The 16,319-nt window shown below is 66.8% G+C and carries 13 protein-coding genes and 3 pseudogenes; 8 read left to right on the forward strand and 8 right to left on the reverse strand.

Annotated features, from left to right (window positions below; genetic code table 11):
* Nucleotides 1-103: 103 nt before the first annotated feature.
* The 6 genes and pseudogenes from IH54_RS0104570 to IH54_RS39295 form a co-directional block, all read right to left on the reverse strand.
* Nucleotides 104-1,060 carry a M48 family metalloprotease gene (locus IH54_RS0104570; protein WP_043179784.1) on the reverse strand — a complete coding sequence of 319 codons (957 nt, stop codon included), beginning with the start codon at nucleotides 1,058-1,060 and terminating at the stop codon, nucleotides 104-106.
* A 248-nt stretch (nucleotides 1,061-1,308) separates the two neighbouring features.
* Nucleotides 1,309-1,722, reverse strand: a complete 414-nt coding sequence (locus IH54_RS0104575; RefSeq protein ID WP_234343357.1) for a Pycsar system effector family protein — start codon at nucleotides 1,720-1,722, stop codon at nucleotides 1,309-1,311.
* 89 nt (nucleotides 1,723-1,811) lie between these two features.
* Nucleotides 1,812-2,912 carry a hypothetical protein gene (locus IH54_RS0104580; protein ID WP_052397066.1) on the reverse strand — a complete coding sequence of 367 codons (1,101 nt, stop codon included), beginning with the start codon at nucleotides 2,910-2,912 and terminating at the stop codon, nucleotides 1,812-1,814.
* Nucleotides 2,887-5,091, reverse strand: coding sequence for a hypothetical protein (locus IH54_RS0104585; RefSeq protein WP_063762199.1), 2,205 nt, complete (start codon nucleotides 5,089-5,091; stop codon nucleotides 2,887-2,889). The genes IH54_RS0104580 and IH54_RS0104585 overlap by 26 nt, the downstream gene beginning before the upstream one ends.
* Nucleotides 5,088-5,933, reverse strand: coding sequence for an aromatic ring-opening dioxygenase LigA (locus tag IH54_RS0104590; RefSeq protein WP_031512979.1), 846 nt, complete (start codon nucleotides 5,931-5,933; stop codon nucleotides 5,088-5,090). The genes IH54_RS0104585 and IH54_RS0104590 overlap by 4 nt, the downstream gene beginning before the upstream one ends.
* Nucleotides 5,934-6,086: 153 nt before the next feature.
* A pseudogene (locus tag IH54_RS39295) lies at nucleotides 6,087-6,823 on the reverse strand (Crp/Fnr family transcriptional regulator).
* Between the two features lie 594 nt (nucleotides 6,824-7,417).
* Here IH54_RS39295 and IH54_RS0104600 point away from each other — a divergent pair.
* The 4 genes and pseudogenes from IH54_RS0104600 to IH54_RS0104610 all read left to right on the forward strand — a co-directional run bounded on the left by IH54_RS0104600 (nucleotide 7,418) and on the right by IH54_RS0104610 (nucleotide 12,078).
* Nucleotides 7,418-10,120 (forward strand): NACHT domain-containing protein, encoded by a 2,703-nt coding sequence (locus tag IH54_RS0104600; RefSeq protein ID WP_031512980.1) that lies wholly within the window; start codon nucleotides 7,418-7,420, stop codon nucleotides 10,118-10,120.
* 263 nt (nucleotides 10,121-10,383) lie between these two features.
* A pseudogene (locus IH54_RS46560) lies at nucleotides 10,384-10,707 on the forward strand (glutamate--tRNA ligase family protein); the annotation flags it as partial.
* A gap of 58 nt (nucleotides 10,708-10,765) precedes the next feature.
* Nucleotides 10,766-11,116 (forward strand): annotated as a pseudogene (locus tag IH54_RS46565) (glutamate--tRNA ligase); the annotation flags it as partial.
* A gap of 383 nt (nucleotides 11,117-11,499) precedes the next feature.
* Nucleotides 11,500-12,078: an HD domain-containing protein gene (locus IH54_RS0104610; RefSeq protein ID WP_031512982.1), complete on the forward strand. Its 579-nt coding sequence runs from the start codon at nucleotides 11,500-11,502 to the stop codon at nucleotides 12,076-12,078.
* On the opposite strand, the gene IH54_RS0104615 is transcribed toward IH54_RS0104610, so the two are convergent.
* Together IH54_RS0104615 and IH54_RS0104620 are read right to left on the reverse strand one after the other, a co-directional pair.
* The gene (locus IH54_RS0104615; protein WP_031512983.1) at nucleotides 12,066-12,533 is read right to left on the reverse strand and encodes an NUDIX hydrolase; all 468 of its coding nucleotides are present in this window, start codon (nucleotides 12,531-12,533) and stop codon (nucleotides 12,066-12,068) included. The two genes, IH54_RS0104610 and IH54_RS0104615, sit on opposite strands and share 13 nt — an antisense overlap.
* Nucleotides 12,520-13,293: an XRE family transcriptional regulator gene (locus IH54_RS0104620; RefSeq protein ID WP_031512984.1), complete on the reverse strand. Its 774-nt coding sequence runs from the start codon at nucleotides 13,291-13,293 to the stop codon at nucleotides 12,520-12,522. The genes IH54_RS0104615 and IH54_RS0104620 overlap by 14 nt, the downstream gene beginning before the upstream one ends.
* 96 nt (nucleotides 13,294-13,389) lie before the next feature.
* Between IH54_RS0104620 and IH54_RS0104625 the strand changes: the two genes are divergently transcribed.
* The 4 genes from IH54_RS0104625 (at nucleotide 13,390) to IH54_RS0104640 (ending at nucleotide 16,313) form a co-directional block, all read left to right on the forward strand.
* Entirely contained in the window at nucleotides 13,390-14,103 is a 714-nt protein-coding gene (locus IH54_RS0104625) for an HAD family hydrolase (RefSeq protein WP_043179786.1), read from the forward strand.
* Nucleotides 14,104-14,190: 87 nt separating this feature from the next.
* Entirely contained in the window at nucleotides 14,191-15,093 is a 903-nt protein-coding gene (locus IH54_RS0104630; RefSeq protein ID WP_031512986.1) for a radical SAM protein, read from the forward strand.
* Nucleotides 15,086-15,727 carry an AAA family ATPase gene (locus tag IH54_RS0104635; RefSeq protein WP_031512987.1) on the forward strand — a complete coding sequence of 214 codons (642 nt, stop codon included), beginning with the start codon at nucleotides 15,086-15,088 and terminating at the stop codon, nucleotides 15,725-15,727. The genes IH54_RS0104630 and IH54_RS0104635 overlap by 8 nt, the downstream gene beginning before the upstream one ends.
* Nucleotides 15,645-16,313 carry a class I SAM-dependent methyltransferase gene (locus IH54_RS0104640; protein WP_031512988.1) on the forward strand — a complete coding sequence of 223 codons (669 nt, stop codon included), beginning with the start codon at nucleotides 15,645-15,647 and terminating at the stop codon, nucleotides 16,311-16,313. Before IH54_RS0104635 ends, IH54_RS0104640 begins: the two co-directional genes overlap by 83 nt.
* The last annotated feature ends 6 nt before the right edge of the window (nucleotides 16,314-16,319 follow it).

Raw genomic sequence — 16,319 nt, forward strand, 5'->3', positions numbered from 1 at the left:
CGACTGCCGTTTTCGACTGCGCTGCGGACCGTTTGCGGACTGCTTGACGGGGGCCGACAGGCAGATAACTGCCCTACCACCACGAGCGCCGCCGAGGAGTGGTTCAGCGACTGGGCTCCAGGTATGGAGCCAAGTGGTGAAGGCGGGTGTGGTAGTCGGGGTGCGAAGCAAGAAGCTTGCCCAGCGTGCCGGAGCGTCTGCTGTGCGCCCGGACTATCGTTCCGAAGGCGCCCGCCTCCCCGCGTGCAGCGAAGGAAGCGGCCAGGGCGTTGTTTCCGGGCTCCTGCGTGTGCATGGCCTGCAGCACCTCCGCGAGCAGCGGCCCGAAGCCGAGCGACGCCGCGTGCTGGTCTGCCCGCAGTTCGGCCCTTCGGGCCACAGCGGCCAACGGATAGGGAGCCACGAGCATGGCCAGGATGACGAACCAGTAGGAGACCGCGAATGCGAGCACGACGCTGCCCGCCGCGAGGAGGAGGACGAGCACCAGACAGCCGTTGAGGCGACGGCTGAGCTTGACACCGAGCCGGGCCACCCCGCGCACGGCGGCCCACGCCAGCCGCCCCGGAAGGGCGTACCACTCGCCCAGCAGTGAGGACCATGCATGGCCGCCCACGTGGTGCGCCAATTCGTGTGCGAGGACCGCGGCGAGATGACTACTAGGCAGGCTCGCCAGGGAAAAGTGCGTGACGCTCACGATATGGCCCGCCGCGGCGGAGGCGTTGAGGTCGTCACTCTCCTCGACCCACAGTTCGTAGGTGCGCCCTTCGATACCCGCCCGAGCGGTCACCTCCCGCCAGATCGGCTCCAGCCGTGCGCGCTCTCGCGGCGTCGGATAGCGGAGGTTCAGCAGGTGCCGGGCGAGAACGCTTTCCGTGGGCCGGTGGAATGCCAAGGCACCCGAGCTGAGCCAGACGAGCACAGCCACCCATCCCATGCTCGGCAGCAGGGTGTAGGAGATAGTCGCCACAATCAGCAGGCTCATGACGAACGGAGGCAGATGCAGCAGCAGCTGGCCGACCGAGGCAGCATCTACAGTGCGCTGCCGCCTGGCAAGGTACACCCGCCCCGGGCTTCCGAAATCGGTCTCGTCCGCGGCGGGAGGCCGGCGGGGCGGAGGAACACGCGTGGTGGTCGGTGCGCCGTCCGCTGCGCGCGGGTAGGGCGGTGGGGGCGGGATCGTGCCGCCGGGGTACGGCGGGATGTCTGGAGGGACACGCAAGGGGTCAGACGGGGTGGCCATGATGACGAATTCCTATACGTGCGTTCGGCCGTACCGACATGGCGCGGCGAGGGGTGGGCGGGAAGCGGTCAGTGCAGGGCGAGCGCAGTCGGCAGGAGGACCACTCCCGCGCAGTAGAAATCCAGGCCCGCGCGTATCCAGTGGTGCTTGTGAGCCACGATGCGGCTGTTCTCGGTCAGCGCGCTGAGCAGACCCGTATCAGGGTTCGTTCTCGTGCGGTCGAGTGCCTCCGCAAGCAGCCCCTGCTGTGCCGCTCGGCGGATGTCGTCGAAGTACGTCAGTGGGCGCCCTGGGATCCAGGCCCTGGTGCTGTACCTGGGACGTACGGCGAGCAGGAGGGAGAGGAGCGAACCCGCCAGCGCGGTCACAGCTGCCCACCACAGCACCGTTCCGGTAAGCGATAGCTGTGACACCGACCATCGGCGGGTGGCGAGCAGACCACCGAGCAGGCCGGCCGTCATGCTCAGCGCGCCCAGCAGCAAGGACGCTTTGTTGTCTGCGTGCGCGGTCTCTGCGCGCAGTTCTGACAGGAGGCGCAAACCCGCGGCTGAACCGTCAGGGGCCCGCTCACTCACCGTTCGCCCTCCGGGCCATCCTCCGGGTCGTCTTCTGGCTTCTCCGTCAGCTGCCAGGGCAGCGAACCCGCTGTAGGGGGAGCCGGATCAGCACCGGGCAGGCCGCGAGTGAGGAACTCCTCGATGATCCGTATCGCGGATTCGTTCAGGTGGGAACGCTGGTAGTCCTCCAGGCCGCCCTCTCCTTTCAGCACTTGCAGGGCCACCTCTTTCTGACTTTGGATCAGCAGCAGTTGATCCTTGCGGAGGCTCTCCATCACCAGCTGGGAGTCCTCCGGGTGCCGGCTCAGATGAAGGGCCCATGACGCCACGCCACCGTGCTGGAGGTAAGACTGGTAATAGCCGATCTTCTCCGCCTCCAGCTGGCGGAGCTCTGCCTCCTGACGGCTGCGCCGCATGGCGAGTTCGTGCTGCTGCTCGGCCTGAACCCGGTCCCGCTCGGCTCGCAGCCGGTCCTCGCGCATCGCGAGATCGTGGGCGGATCCGAGCCTCTCGTCGCTGTAGCGGAGCTCGCGCAACTGGCGTTGCTGTGCGACGGCGTCGTCGTCCTGCCGCAGCCGTAGCGCCCACGACACGCGCAGCCCGGCGTTGCCCGCCAGAGGGCCGCCCGCTGCAACCGCCTCGCTCATGGCCCGCTCGGCATCGGCGCTCCGGTCGATGGGGAATTTGCGGCCGACCTCGCGCGCCAGCTCCTCCAGCCGTCTGGTCAAAAGGCCGGGCACGTCCCGCTCGCGGCTGGTCACGAAAGCGTCAGGGCGAATCACTTGCCAGGTCATCGCCAGTTCGGCACTGAAGTCGAAGGCGTCGTTGTCACTTGGCAGCGACAGTAAGCGCGAGCAGGAATGAATGCCCATGTCGACTTCGTAAACGGCGGTGTACCGCCGGGCGGCGAGTTCCGAGCGGGTCGGACGCCGCGGCGGAAGGTAGACGTCGTGCTCGCCCTTGTTCGTCGTGAAGACCAGGGCGTTGTCGATACGGCTGTAGTTCTTGCGGTAGTCGAACCGCGCCAGCTGGCGCACCGTCACGACGGGATCGACGAGGACGCTGTGCCGGTGCGCGCCCTGGTCCCAGTCAGGTTCGCGGCGGAATTCCACCATGGTTCACCTCTCCTTGCTCCTTGTCCGTTCGCATCACGGAAGGGCTGCCGGTGTTCGTGGGCACCGCCAGCGCGTTCAGCAGTCGCTTCGCCACGGTTGGTTGTTCGTCGCGTTTGTCGCGCAGCGTCCGCAGCATGTGGTCGAGGCGTCTGCGATCCTCGGCGGTCGTCGCGAGTACGGGAAGCAGCACGGTCAGCTGCCCCTCACTTCGGGGGTCGTCCTCTGCCGCCCGGACCCAGCCGCCCAGCGCCTGCAGGGCGTCGTTGGTGAATCGCATGTCATTGAGTACGGATCGCCACAGGTGAGCAAGGTGCCGGGCGTCCTCAGTGCCCCGCTGAGCGGCGGCCTCGGCGTACCACCGCAGGAGCAGCCGGTCGTCTGTGTGCGTACATGCCAGGACGAAGGCGTGCAGCGCCAACCGGGCGACCGATGGCGTCTCCTTGAGCAGACCGATCAGGTCACGGAGGATCTCCGCCCGTACGGCGGGTGACTGATCAGTCAGCAGCAGGGCGACCGACTCGGCAATGTGTGTGGCCCGCGCGCCGTCGCTTTCCCCACGGGCGGCATCCGCCAGTGCTTCCAGTGCGTCCCGCGGCATGTTCGCGCCCATCAGCCCGTAGACGCGGATCGCGGTCCAGCGCAGCCGGGACTCAGGCGGCTCGCCGCACCAGGCCCGCAGGATTCCCGGGATGTTGGGCGCGCCCACGGAATGGGCCATAGCCAGGGCGTTGGCGGCGACCAGACAGGTCCGGTAGCGCCTCGAAGCCGCCCAGCGTTCGATGAGCAGTGCCATGGCCGAGGGCAGGTCGGCGACGGCCAGCACTGCCGCGGTCACCGCGGCCCTGGTCCGCACCAGCGGCCGGCCGTCATCGGCGAGTCGCTCCAGCCAGCGGATCAGTGCTGGACGCGCCGACGGGTGCCCCGTCCACACCTCGCGCAGGATCTCGCCGGCAGTCCTGGGCTCAAGGAAACGGACCATGCGCTGCGTCACCGGCCCCCACTCAGTGGGCTCCTCCTTCAGGTACTCCTTGGCGCGCGCGAGGGTCAGGCGTTGGGTGATCGACGTGCCGAAGATTCCGACACGGGGACTCGATCCCGCGTCCTGGGTCCGCTGGAACTGGGCGAACAGGTCGTCACTGAGTTCTGCGGTCAGTGCATACGCGGCCTCGTCGAACGCTGCAAGGGACAGGAGGAAGGCCTTGTCCCGCAGCTGTGTCCGTTCCTCGCTGAACCATTCCTGGACCTGGTTGCGCAGCAGTTCTCTGCCGACGTCGTCCAGCTTCTCGTGGCTGGTCTCGCCGCGCGCGTGGGAGGCGAGAGCCTCCGCGAAGGATGCCGCTTCACGAAGCTGGTGGTTTCCCTGCGCAAGGAAGTCACGGGCCGCGGGCAGAGCGAGCAGACGGCTCTCCTGCGGCGGGTCGTCGACCCGCGCGTGGAGATGCGAGCGCAGTACGGCCTCCGGGGACGGAGACTGCCACTCAACCGTCCTGACGCCGTGCAGGACGGCGTACAGATCGACCGTGATGACGAGGTAGGCGTTCTTCTTCTGCAGTTCGTCGCGCACCGACCAGAGGTCGATGTCGCGCAGCGGTTCATCGCGGCTCGTCACCAGGTCCGTGACGAGGTAGCCCAGCGATGCCCCCGCCACGTCGTCCTTGAGCGCGGTGGGCTTGGTCTTGGGGTCGAGGGCGCGTACCGGTACGGCCTCCAGCGCGTGGAGCAGCATCAGGGCGGCACTGTGGCGGCCGGTCATGGGCGCACCTGACAGAACGAGAACCCGTTCGTCGCGCAGCCGCACGAGCAGCGGGTGCACCAGTTCCTCGTATCCCGCGAAGACTTTGGCGCACCACTCGATCTCGGCGGCGGGAATGTCGCCGGACGCATGAGTGGACACCCCGAGGCGGAAAGTCTGCTCGATCTTCGTACCCAGGACGACGTCGCCGAGGACGCTGCCACCGCTGATCCCGGTCTGATTGCCGCCGACCAGACTGCCTCCGAGGGCGCTCGGTATGTGATTGATCAGCTCGCGCCGGGCCGTCCACGGGTCCTGCGGGGTGTCACTCTCCTGTTCCACGTCCTTGGTCTGCTCCTCGGCAGGCTGCTCTTGACCACCGGGTGCCCCCTCGGGTTCGCCCGGACCGTGCTGGTCCGGCTTGTCCTGGGCTGGTTGCTCGCTCACGGGCGGCCGTCCCCAGCCTCGTGGCGGACGCTGCCCATGATGACGTCGCCGGTGACATTCCCGCCGCTCACACCGATCTGGTCACCGCTGACCTGGCTGCCGCCGAAGGTCATGGAGCCGCCGTTGACGGTGAGGCTCGTCCCACCTCGTCCGGGCGATCCGGCCTGGGTGCCCGGGGTCTGCGGGGTTCCACCAGATCCGCCGTTGCCGTTCGTATCCGACGCGGGGGCCACGGCGGACGTCTCCACCGGGAGCGGGCCGTGCAGCCACGCGCTCAACTGATCCTTCTTCACGGACACGGGCACCCGGTGGAACTCCTCCGGCCGCAGGCCGCGATAACCATGGCGGACGACGCCTTCGTACACGGGAGTCGACACGCACAGGACGCAGTCGGTGGACCGCTGCTCGAGCGCCCGGCGCAGAACGTCGGCGTCGAGCAGTCGGCACGCCTGGTTCAGATCGTGGCCGACGAGGCCGCCGACTGTTCCCTCACGCGGGTCGAAGGCGACCTCTCCCGAGGCCAGGACGGTCCGCAGTCGCATCTGAGCGCTACTCGACGCCACACGGTTGTACGTGCGCAGCGAGTCCGGCGCCGTCGTCAACAGCGCTCGCAGCAGTGCGGCCTTCGGGATGTCGGCGCTGACCAGGATGATCAGCCCGTCTCCCCGGTCTTCCCGATACTGCAGGTTCGGTTCCACGCCCGCCCCGGCGAGGATGTCCTCCACCACGTTGTGCAGTTCTCGGCGCAGGACCGCCTGCTCAACGTTGTCCCGGTTGCTGAAGCTCTCGATGTCGACGAGCAGGAACGTACGGTTGACGGGTTCGGCGAGCGATAAGGACATGCGTGCCTCTCGGGGGCTCGGCTCGGTCTGCAGCACTATCCCCCAGGGGTCTGACAGCAAGGGAGGAACAATGGCACACCCCGTCTGTGACCGAGTGCACAGAAGCCGAGCGCACCAAAGCCGTCCGCAGACGGGCCTGCGTCGGCCGGCCGGCTAACCGCCCTGTCCGATCCGGCGCAGCTGATCGGGGCGCACGATGACGAGCCCTCGGCGGCTTGTCTGGACGATGCCGCGCTCCCGCAGGTCCTTCAGGAGTCGTGCCACGGCCTCCCGTGACGCTCCGACCGAGCCCGCCAGCTCGTGCTGGCTGAGCCCCGTCGTCAGAGCACGCCTTCCGGGTCCTGCTCACCGTGGGTCCGGGCCAGATCCAGCAGAAGGATCGCCAACCGCTCACGGACGCCGAGCGCGCCCTGCTCCACGCGTTGCCGGTCGCTCGCCCGGGTACGGTCCGCAGTCAGACCGAGAAGCTGAAGGGCGGTGGTGGGAGAGGCGGAGAGGTGAGTCAAAAAGCCGTCCCGATCGATGGTGAGGGCCTCCACCTCCCCGAGCGCAGTCACTGTTGCCGACCGGGGCCGTCCGCTGATGGCGGAGGCCTCACCCACGATGTCTCCGGGGCCGCGCAGCGCGAGCAGAGCCTCGTAGCCGTTCGCTGCCGAGCGGGTGACCTTGGTCCAGCCGCTAAGGATGATGACGACGTGGGTGGAGGGCTCGTCCTGCTGGACCAGGGTGGCGCGTGGCCCGTACTTCATGGGATTCCCGAGTTCCAGCAGGAGCACCCGCTGCTCGTGCTCCAGCCGGGCAAGGAAGGGCACCTCGTCGTCCAGCCGGCCGACTCTCGACGTTCCGGCCGAGGCGAACGCCCGGTGCCGGCGAAGGGGTGGACCGGACATGTCATGGGTTGCGGCCATCCCCACCCCCCGAAGAGCCCGGCCTGCCATCATCCCGATCACTCGCTGACGTGCCATCATGGCGCAACTCAGATCCCGTGCCAACGAGGCATTCGGTCACTCACGGACCGCCCGAACACAGGCGGCGCGGGTCCATACGGCGGCATGATGCCTCCCTGAGCTGGCCCTGGCGTCAGATCATCCGTGGGCGGTGTGCCGGCGCAGGGGTTACCCCTGAGCCAGCCCGCACCCTCCACCGCAGGTCAGAAGTCGATCTTCGAGCGGTCGAGCGTCATCGCCGAACTGGCAATGGACCAATCAGCCACCCTTCCGGCCTGCGGAGAAACCTCCTCTCGCATCGCTGACCTGGCCTCTTCCCGACGGCGAGCGTTGGCCTACGACAGCAGTTTCGACTGTCTGCGGAACTGTTTGCGGACCGCTTCGCCAAGCAAGCGGCCTTCGCCGCCGCGAGTGCGGTCGTCAGGACAGAATTTCTGACACGCTCGGTCCAGCCACGTGATTTGATGGAGCGTCGACAAGTTGATTGTTGGGATCCCCAAATTTTCTCCCCCCGCTGCACACACGCTGGAGCAGATTGTGACCATTGCGGACCTCGTCGCGGCGCCGGACCTGCAGCAGGAGCCGTTCAGAGCGCTGGTCCACGTGGAGTACCAACTCCGAGTGCTAGGGCTGCTGTGCGCGGCTGCGGATGTGAAGCCGGGCAAGTTCAGCACACCCGGCTCGCTCGAGGCGTGGGGCGATTACAGCAAGAAGCAGAGCGAGAAACTGGGCTGTCTGGAGTGTCGGACGGACGCGGCGGAGGCCGCCGACAGTATCAACACCGTGGTGGCCAAAAAGCCGGAGCTGTCGATCAGGCAGGTGCGCAACCAGATCTGCCACGGCGGCCCGGTCCCGGAGGACATCGACGAGTCGGTCTTGCGCACGGTAGTGACTGACAACGCCGAGCGCATCATGCGGATCTACGAGCACGGCCACGTCAGCGAGTTGCGGCCATACTTCCGGGTGGTAAACGGCGGACTTGCGGCATTGCACTCTTTCTCGGGCACGGCAGCAACGTACTGGCCGCGCCGGGGGGAAGCTGTTGATGTGGCGGACCCTGACGTGGTGGACGCGTTGAAGAAACTGAACTTCCAACGTGGTGACCGTCTACTCGATGACTTCGCGCAGGACGTCGAGCGGGACCTCAAGGGGTTCGCTGAGCGTGACTCGGTCTACGTCCTGGTGTCGCCGCCACAGCCCATCGTTGTGCACTGGGATCGACGCAGCTCCGAGGGGCCGGACCCGCGGGTCGATCGGTTCGACATCGGCGCCGATCATGCCAGAATATGGCTGACCGAGTCTGGGCCGAAGCCCTACAAGGCGTTCTTGGCAGATGTCTGCAAGTGGTCGTTGCTCAAGCGGCGACTACTTGAGGAGCTCGAGGAACAGGTTGCCGCCGAGAAGCGAATCAGCCGAGATTTGTTCCCGAACCTGCAGCAGGTCGCTCATCATGTGCCAGCGCTGGTCCAGTTGGATGATGACTATCAGGGACATCACGCCAATCTGACCATCACTGCAGCTTGCACGGAGATCACCGGGGGCGTCCACACCTACCGTGGCAGCACGAATCTCATCACGCTGACCGGCGAGGCCGGGGCCGGGAAGACTCATAGTCTGCTCCAATTCGCCCGCGAATCGTTGGCCTCTCGTAGCGACCTCGACCCGGTGGTAATCTACATCTCCTCCAGCAGGTCGAGTGCGACCACTCTCGACAAACTCATCACGGCCGGAGTCGCCAGCACACGTATTCTGGACAGGGAATCGGTGCTGGCCCTGTGCCGAGCCGGCCTGGCAATACTGATAATCGACGGATTCGACGAGATGTTGGGATTTCGGTCCTACGACGACCCACTGTCGGGCCTGCAGCCGATTCTCGACCCACTCCGTAACCGGGGAGCCGTCATTCTGTCCGCGAGGGCAAGTTATTCAGAAGCGCGGCTCTGGAAAAGCCTCAAGGAGCACCCTTCCAAGGAGTCCCGCCACCGACTAACCACGATGAAATTGCAGCCGTGGCGACGGTCACAGTTGATTGAACTCGCCGACCACTTGTCTATCGATGCCTCCGCCGAGGAAGCCCCGGAAGTTCGGCAACTACTGACCACTCCCTTCTTCTGTCTTGCATACGCAGCTTGGAAACGAGCAGACCCGCGGGGGAATTTCCTACAGTTTGTAATCGACGCCTACCTCCAACGCGAGTTGGGGAAACTGGAAAGTCATCAACGCACCCCTCTCTTCACCAAGGACGACCTTGCAGGGATCTTCTGCGAGGTCGCGGAGATGACCGCCCGCAACGTGACCGGGGAGATCTCCGAGTCTGACCTAGTGGATTCGGCAGAGTTCGCCCTGGGTAAGGAACTCGACGAGAAGGAGCGGCGCAGGCTGGTCGCGCTATGCGCCATGAGCGCCGAGTGGTCGGAGTATGAGCTCTCGTTCAGCTTCACTCATCTTGCGATCGCCGAACACTTCCTCGCCAGGCAGGTCGTCCGGGTACCGTTCCAACAAGCCGTGGCACTATTGTCCGATGTGGCCATCTCGGCTCTGTGCGCTCAGTTGATCGCCTCGATGTGGCCAGAGGCTCAAGGCGAGAAGCTGGTCGCATTGGTCGCTGAACTCCAGGGCAGGGTGAGTGCGGCCCTGTCGCCCGAGGAGTGCCGTCCCGCGATGGCAAGCCTCGGCGAGCTATGGGCGAGGGTGCACGGGACTGCGGAGAACGCCAGGAGGGTAAGCCGTATTGTCGTCGAGAGGCTTGAGCTCAACGGCTCCGGCACAGTGACGCTCGACCAGGCCCAGGTGAAGTACCTAGCTCTGGGACCGGGCGTCAATGTGCGGTTGACCCGCAGCCGGATCGACCAGCTAGACCTTTCCGGGACCTCCGGCAACCCGCTGCTAGACGACTCTCATAAGCAGGTGGGCGAACTGCTCACCCAGGGCGGGCTGGTGAGCACGCCTATGGGGATAAGAGCGCTGCTTGGGTTGCCCGAGGAGGCGGTCGATGCGAGCACCATTGAGGACTTCTTCCGGGACAAAATTGCCAACACCCGGGTAGCTATTGTCGTGGACCGGCACTACAACCCGCCGGACGAGGACGTTCGGATGAAGTGGACACGCGAGCACGGCGACAAATGGCAGGCTTTTGTGAAGCGACTGGTCGCCGAAGGGAAACTAGTCAAGGAACGGGTGAATTCTGCTGGCCCTTCGAAGTGGCGTCTACGTCCGACGGATGCTTTCCATGAGGAGTGACAATTTCTTCGCGCCGGGAGCCTTTCAGCGTTTCCTCTCCAGGGTAGGGAGACCGCAGCAGCAATGCCGTGCGACTGACGTCTACGCTGAGCCATGCCGACTACGTCGGTGAATTAAGCCGGGCGCCTTTCGTTCTCACGGACTCGCTCATCGTTCAGGACAAATGCGCGTTTCTGTGCACCAATTTTTTCGTGCTGCACCATACCAGCCCTCGGGCTGTGACCCTCAGCCGCACGAGGCAGCGGCGCTCAACCTATAAGGGCATGACCCGGGCTCCGACAAGAAATGCGGGAGTGTCGAGAAGCGAATTTTATGCGCCGCGTTTATTCCGACTCGGCTGCCCGGAGACGCCGCACCGGCATGTTCCACGTCGGTGGAGCGCGCGGTCTGCTCTGTACAATTGGGCGGTCGCACGACAGTCCGGTGGCATGCTCGTCCTCCGGATCGAGGACACCGACGCGGCCCGGAACCAACCGGAGTCGGCGTTCCCGAACAGCGCGATCGAGGACTTCGTAATTGCCCGCGGCGACGGGTCTCCGGTGTTGTTGATCGCGAATGTCGTCGAGGATCTGGATGAGGGCATCACGGAGGTCATCCGGGGCGAGGAGCACCTGTCGAACACGCCGAAGCAGCAACTGCTGTGGGATCGCGGTGCTGACCGAGGTCACGTCGTACGCGGACTTCCTGTTCCTGGACGAGCCGGTGCACGACGAGGTCTCGTGGAGCAAGGCGATGAAGTCCGGGTCCGCCGAGCTGTTGCGCGACGTCCCTGGCGAGCTGGCCACCGCCGAGTGGGAAACGGAGCCGCTGAAGGCCGTGCTGGTGACCGTGGGAGAGAAGCACGGACTGAAGCTGGGCAAGGCCCAGGCTCCAGTCCGTGTCGCGGTGATGGTACGCACGGTCGGTCTGCCGCTCTTCGAGTCCCTTGAGGTCCTGGGCCGCGACCGCGTGGTGGCCCGACTGGATGCGGCCCTGGAGCGCCTGGCTGCGGAGTAATACGTCAGGAGGCGACCCTGCGAGCAAGTCGCCCCCAGGCGTAGGAAAAGTAGTCGGAGTCAATGCGGGCGACGACGGCGCAAGCGGCCTCGTATTAGGGTGCTGTGACCCCCTTGCATGCCTGCTCGCGGAGTCGGGTAGGTCAGGGCGAGGTGCCCGTTGATGTGCGCAAGGCCGACGATCGGGCGGAGCAGGTAACGCAAGGGAACGGTGCGGGGCAGGCCGCGGAGCTTGTGCTACCCGCACCCTGGACTCGCTAGTTCGGGCACTTCGCTAGAAACCTCCACTGTGCCGTGCCGGGCGAGCTGTCGAACACGGCCCAATTTCAATCCCTCGGCTGCAGCCCCATGGCCCAGTGGGAGTAGCACCTCGCAGAGTAGGGAATGCCCCTTCGTGTGCACGGAGACATGGTCGCGTGGGCCTCGCAGTTGGCACATGACGAGCTGGCTGGCCCGTTGCCTCGGCGTTGGGCGCACTCTCAAGGAGTCGCGGCTCGGGCCTCCTCGCTTGCGACCGTGATTGGCCAAGATTCTGGACTGCTTCGCGCGGCGGCCGTCCTACATGACGTCGGCTACGCGCCGCGTCTGGCGACGACCGGGTTCCACCCGCTAGACGGGGCTCGCTTCCTCCGGGATGTCCATGAAGGCGACGAGCGCCTGGTCCGTCTGGTGGCCAACCACTCCTTCGCGTTGCTGGAGGCGGAGGAGCGCAGGCTGCGGGATGTGCTGGAAGCCGAGTTCCCGCTGTTGGAGGACCCGTTGCTCGTAGACGCGCTCGTGTACTGCGACATGACGACGACGCCTGACGGTGAGCCGACAACCGCCCAGGACCGGGTGGCGGAGATCGTCAGCCGGTACGGGGCCGACAGCGTGGTGGGGCGGTTCATCCGGCGGGCGGAGCCCGAGATCTTCGCGGCGGTGGAGCGGGTGGAAGCAGCTCTCGCTATGGCTCAGCCCAGGTAGGGGTAGGTGCCGGCGAGGTAGTCGCCGATCTGCTGGCGCATGCTGGGGTGGATGTCGTACGCGTCGAGGTCGGTGGGCTGGACGAAGCGGACGCCGTCGGCTTCGTCGTTGATGGTGGGTTCGCCGCCGACGGGTCGGCCGATGTAGGTGTTCTCGTACTGCTGGCGGATCTCGCCGTCGGTGTAGGCGACGATGTGGCGCGGGTTGGTGTAGACGCCGAGGAAGCCAGTGATCTCGGCGATGATCCCCGTTTCCTCCAGGCACTCGCGGACCGCGCATTCGGCGGCGGTCTCGCCGATGTCCTGGGCTCCGCCGGGCAGGGCCCACTGGCCGGTGTCGCGGCGGCGCTGGAGGAGGATCGCGCCGGTCCCGTCCACGACCAGGAGGTTGCTGGCGGGGATGAGGGTGTTGGCCTTGGGGGCCTTGGGGTCGTTGTAGTACTCAGTCCTGCCCATGTGCGGTGGTCCCCTCCGGTTCGGGCGTCCAGGGGCGTGCACTGGCCCAGACGGCGTCGAAGCTGTCAGCGTACGTGTCGAACCAGCCGTTGGCGTCCGCCCATTTGAGGTGGAGGACGGGGTTGGCGCTGGCGGGCTGGCCGTAGATGTGCGGGTTAGCCAGCAGGGTGTCGTCGTAACGGAACAGCGAGGTGTAGAGCGTCGTGTCGTGCAGCCGCACTTCGCAGCCGTCCACCGTTAACAGGGAGCGGTAGTAGGTGAGGGAGGCGCGGATCTTGGCGGCCAGGGTGTCGCCGATGCCTTCTTCGCGGCCCCGGATGGCAACGGCCTGGCCGCCCGGGTCGCCGAAGCACAGCCGCACACGGACGCCGTCGGCCGCACGGCTTGCCAGCATTCGGGCGACGTGCGGGTTGCTCTGGGCGAAGAAGGTGCCGGAGAAGACGAGCACGTCGATCTGTTCCTGGGCCTGTTGGATCAGGGAGATCCACGTCTCTCGCGGGACGCTGGCCCGATTGGGATAAGTGGCCAGCAGTTCCGTCCCAGGGGCGGTGACCGTCGGCCTGCTCATGGCTTGCGGAGCAGGCCAGAGGAAGGCTTCCTCCACGCGGAGGTGCTGAGCGACGCGATAGCGGTGGCGAGGGTGGGGAATGCGTCCCCCAAGCCAGCGGCTGACGGTCTTGGGGTCCACTTCGCACACTTCTGCGAGCAACTCAGGTGTGACGCCGCGCTGGGCGAGTACGGAGTGCAGTCGCTCGTTCACAGAGTCATACAAGTGCAGAGCCTTGCCGGCGGGCAAGTCGTGTCGGTTCGCGCCCAGTGGAATGGGGCGTTCCTGCGAGGCGCCTACGCTGCCGGTATGACGCTCATCGTCCTGTGGGACATCGACCACACCCTCATCGACAACGCCGGCGTGAGCAAGGAAATCTACGCCGCCGCGTTCGAGACTGTGACGGGAGCGCGGCCAGCCAAGCCGGCGGTCACCGAAGGACGTACGGACCGCCTGATCATGCGAGGCCTGTTCCGGCGGAACGGCGTGGACGAGCCCGAGTGGCCCCAGGTCGAGACCGCTCTTGCCGAGGCCGGCGAGGAACGACGTGAGGTCCTACGCGAGCGCGGTACAGCGCTGCCCGGTGTGCGGGAAGCCCTCAAGGAAGCATCCGTGCACGAGGGCTGGGTGTCCTCGGTCCTCACGGGCAACATCGCGGCCAACGCCCGGGTCAAGCTGGCAGCCTTCGGCCTGGACGGGTTGTTGGACCTGCCCGTCGGGGCGTACGGCGCCGACGCCGAGGAGCGTCCGCACCTTGTGGACATCGCCCGGCGCCGCATCCACCGCGACCGCGGGCTTCCCATCGACACCCCCGTCGTCCTGGTGGGCGACACACCTCGCGACGTGGAAGCGGCCCTGGCCTCCGGAGCACACGTCATCGCCGTGGCCACCGGCGTCGACAGTCCGTCCGCGCTCGCCGCTGCCGGTGCCCCCGTCGTTCTGCCCGACCTGGCGGACACCGATCGCGTTCTCCGCCGGTTGGAGGACGTCGAGCGGGGCGAAAACGTCCCGGGGACGTCCTGAGCACGTCCCTTTACGCGGTGACGCGGTCCCGTCTCACCCGGCCACCATCAGGGCCTCGACCAGGCAACGAGCCCGAGGAGGCCCCCTGTGATCGCGGAAGTCACCGGCATCAGGACGATCCGGATGCTGTACCTGCAGTTGCTCTACCGCTGCAACTTCGCCTGCCAGCACTGCTTCCACGGCGAACGCCTCCAGCACGCCGACGCCTTCACGCTCGACGAGGCCGTCAGCCTGATGCGGCTGATGCACAAGGACTACGGCACCGAGGCCGTGAACCTCCTCGGCGGCGAGCCCTTCGTCTACAAGGACCTGCCCGAGGTCGTCCGGTACGCCAAGCAGGAGCTGGGCCTCCAGGTGGAGATCTGCACCAACGGCTACCGCATCGAACGCCGCCTCACCGAGATCGCCCCGCACCTGGACCTGCTGCGGATCTCGCTGGAGGGGAACGGCGCGACCAACGACGCCATCCGCAAGTTCGGCAGCTACCAGGGCGCCCTCAGCGCCATGGACCACGCTCGCGATCTGGGCATTCCCACCGGCGCGACCATGACCGTCAACGCCCGCAACATCGACGAGGTCCTGCCCTTGGCCCGCACCCTCCAGGACCACGGCGCCCGGCAGCTCAAGCTCCACCACCTGCGCCCGGTCGGCAACGCCGCCCACCACCCCGAGCTGCTCATCACCGACACCGCCGCATACGGCCGCCTGCGCGAGCAGCTCGGGACCGCAGACCTCACGATCGAGGTCATCGTGGACGAGGACCTCTCCGAGGAGGGCACCCTCGAGGCCTGCGCCCCCGCGCCCCAGGCCCTTTCGATTCCCCGGATCGAGGCCGACCCGCGCGGCGCCCTGACGATGTCCTGCAACGCGGTCGGCAAGGACGCCCACGCCTTCTGGTACGACAAGGAAGCCGGTCACATCGTCCACCGGCCTTCCGCCACCGACGAGATCGCCCTCGCGGTGCCCGGCGTGGTCTACGCCCGTGCCTGACGGGCCGCTCTTCGAGAGCCTCGAAGGGTTACGCGGCACGGGGAAGTCCACGGTCGCGCCCCTGCTCGCGGCGGCACGCGGAGCCGTACTCGTCCCCACCGTGCCCGCGCTCTACCAGTCGTTGCGGAAGGAGGTCGACGCCCGGGACAACGTGGAGGCCCGCATGGCCTTCTACCTCTCCGCGCTGTTCACCGCCACCGACGACATCCGCCGGCACCTGTCGGCCGGTACCCCGGTCGTCGTGGACAGCTACTTCGCGCGCTGCCTGGCCAACCACCGTGCCTACGGCTCCCGCCTCGACATCAGCCTGCCGCCGGACCTGCCCGAGCCCGTCACGTACAGCCTCGTGTGCGCCGAGGAAGAACGCCGGCGCAGGCTGTTGGCCCGCCACAAGCCCGTTTCGCGCTGGGACGGGCTCGCCGAGGAGGTGGCAGAGCAGATCACCCACGCGTACGCCCCCTTCCCGATGCATCGAGTGGACACCACGCGCCGCACCCCGGAGCAGGTCGTCCACGGCATCCTCGACATCACAGCCCAAGGAGACAGCGGCGGTGCAGACCCTCAGCAGGTGGGAGCACACCCTCACCTTCTTCCCCCAGTTCCGCGCGGCCCTGTCGGAACACGTCGGCTGTGACGCAACCGTGGTGGTCATCGGCGCGAGCGACGGCAGGCTGGTCCTGCCGCTGGCCGCGGCCGGCCACCGCGTCATCGCGATCGAACGAGACCCGATCGCTCTTCAGGGTGGACTCGTCGAGTTGCCTGACGGCACGAAGGCCCACGCGACCGGGCTGATCGAGCGACTTCGGCAGGAGCAGCTGGACGACCGCGTGGACGTCGTGGAGGCGGACTTCCTCGACGCGGACCTGCCTATCACCGGGCAATACGACGCGGTCTGGACGAGCTCCTCCTGGCACTACAGTGCCAACCACCACTGGCGCCTCGCCGACTTCGTCACCCGCATGCAAGACCTCGTGCGTGTCCACGGTCTGTTCGGAGCCGAGTTCATGATGCCCGTCACGGCCCGGCAGCACTTGAGCGAGCACTACACGTCCCCGGAACGGCTCAGCCCCCACTTCTCCAAGGGCTGGAACATCCAGCTGACCTTGAGGACGGGGCAGTTCACCGAGCGTCCGCACATCGGCCAGCCGCACCCGCACGTCCACCGGATGGGTGCGCTCCTGGCGACCCGTACCTCTTCAGCGACCACCGAAAGGGCATGAAGCGAT

The sequence above is a fragment of the Streptomyces sp. NRRL F-5123 genome, assembly GCF_000721495.1.
In the GTDB taxonomy this organism is placed as follows: domain Bacteria; phylum Actinomycetota; class Actinomycetes; order Streptomycetales; family Streptomycetaceae; genus Actinacidiphila.

What these genes read in the sequence shown, in the direction of transcription:
- IH54_RS0104590 (WP_031512979.1), bottom strand. Translation starts at nt 5,933, where the DNA reads ATGTCCTTATCGCTCGCCGAACCCGTCAACCGTACGTTCCTGCTCGTC.
- IH54_RS0104610 (WP_031512982.1), top strand. Translation starts at nt 11,500, where the DNA reads ATGCCCCTTCGTGTGCACGGAGACATGGTCGCGTGGGCCTCGCAGTTG.
- IH54_RS0104580 (WP_052397066.1), bottom strand. Translation starts at nt 2,912, where the DNA reads ATGGTGGAATTCCGCCGCGAACCTGACTGGGACCAGGGCGCGCACCGG.
- IH54_RS0104615 (WP_031512983.1), bottom strand. Translation starts at nt 12,533, where the DNA reads ATGGGCAGGACTGAGTACTACAACGACCCCAAGGCCCCCAAGGCCAAC.
- IH54_RS0104625 (WP_043179786.1), top strand. Translation starts at nt 13,390, where the DNA reads ATGACGCTCATCGTCCTGTGGGACATCGACCACACCCTCATCGACAAC.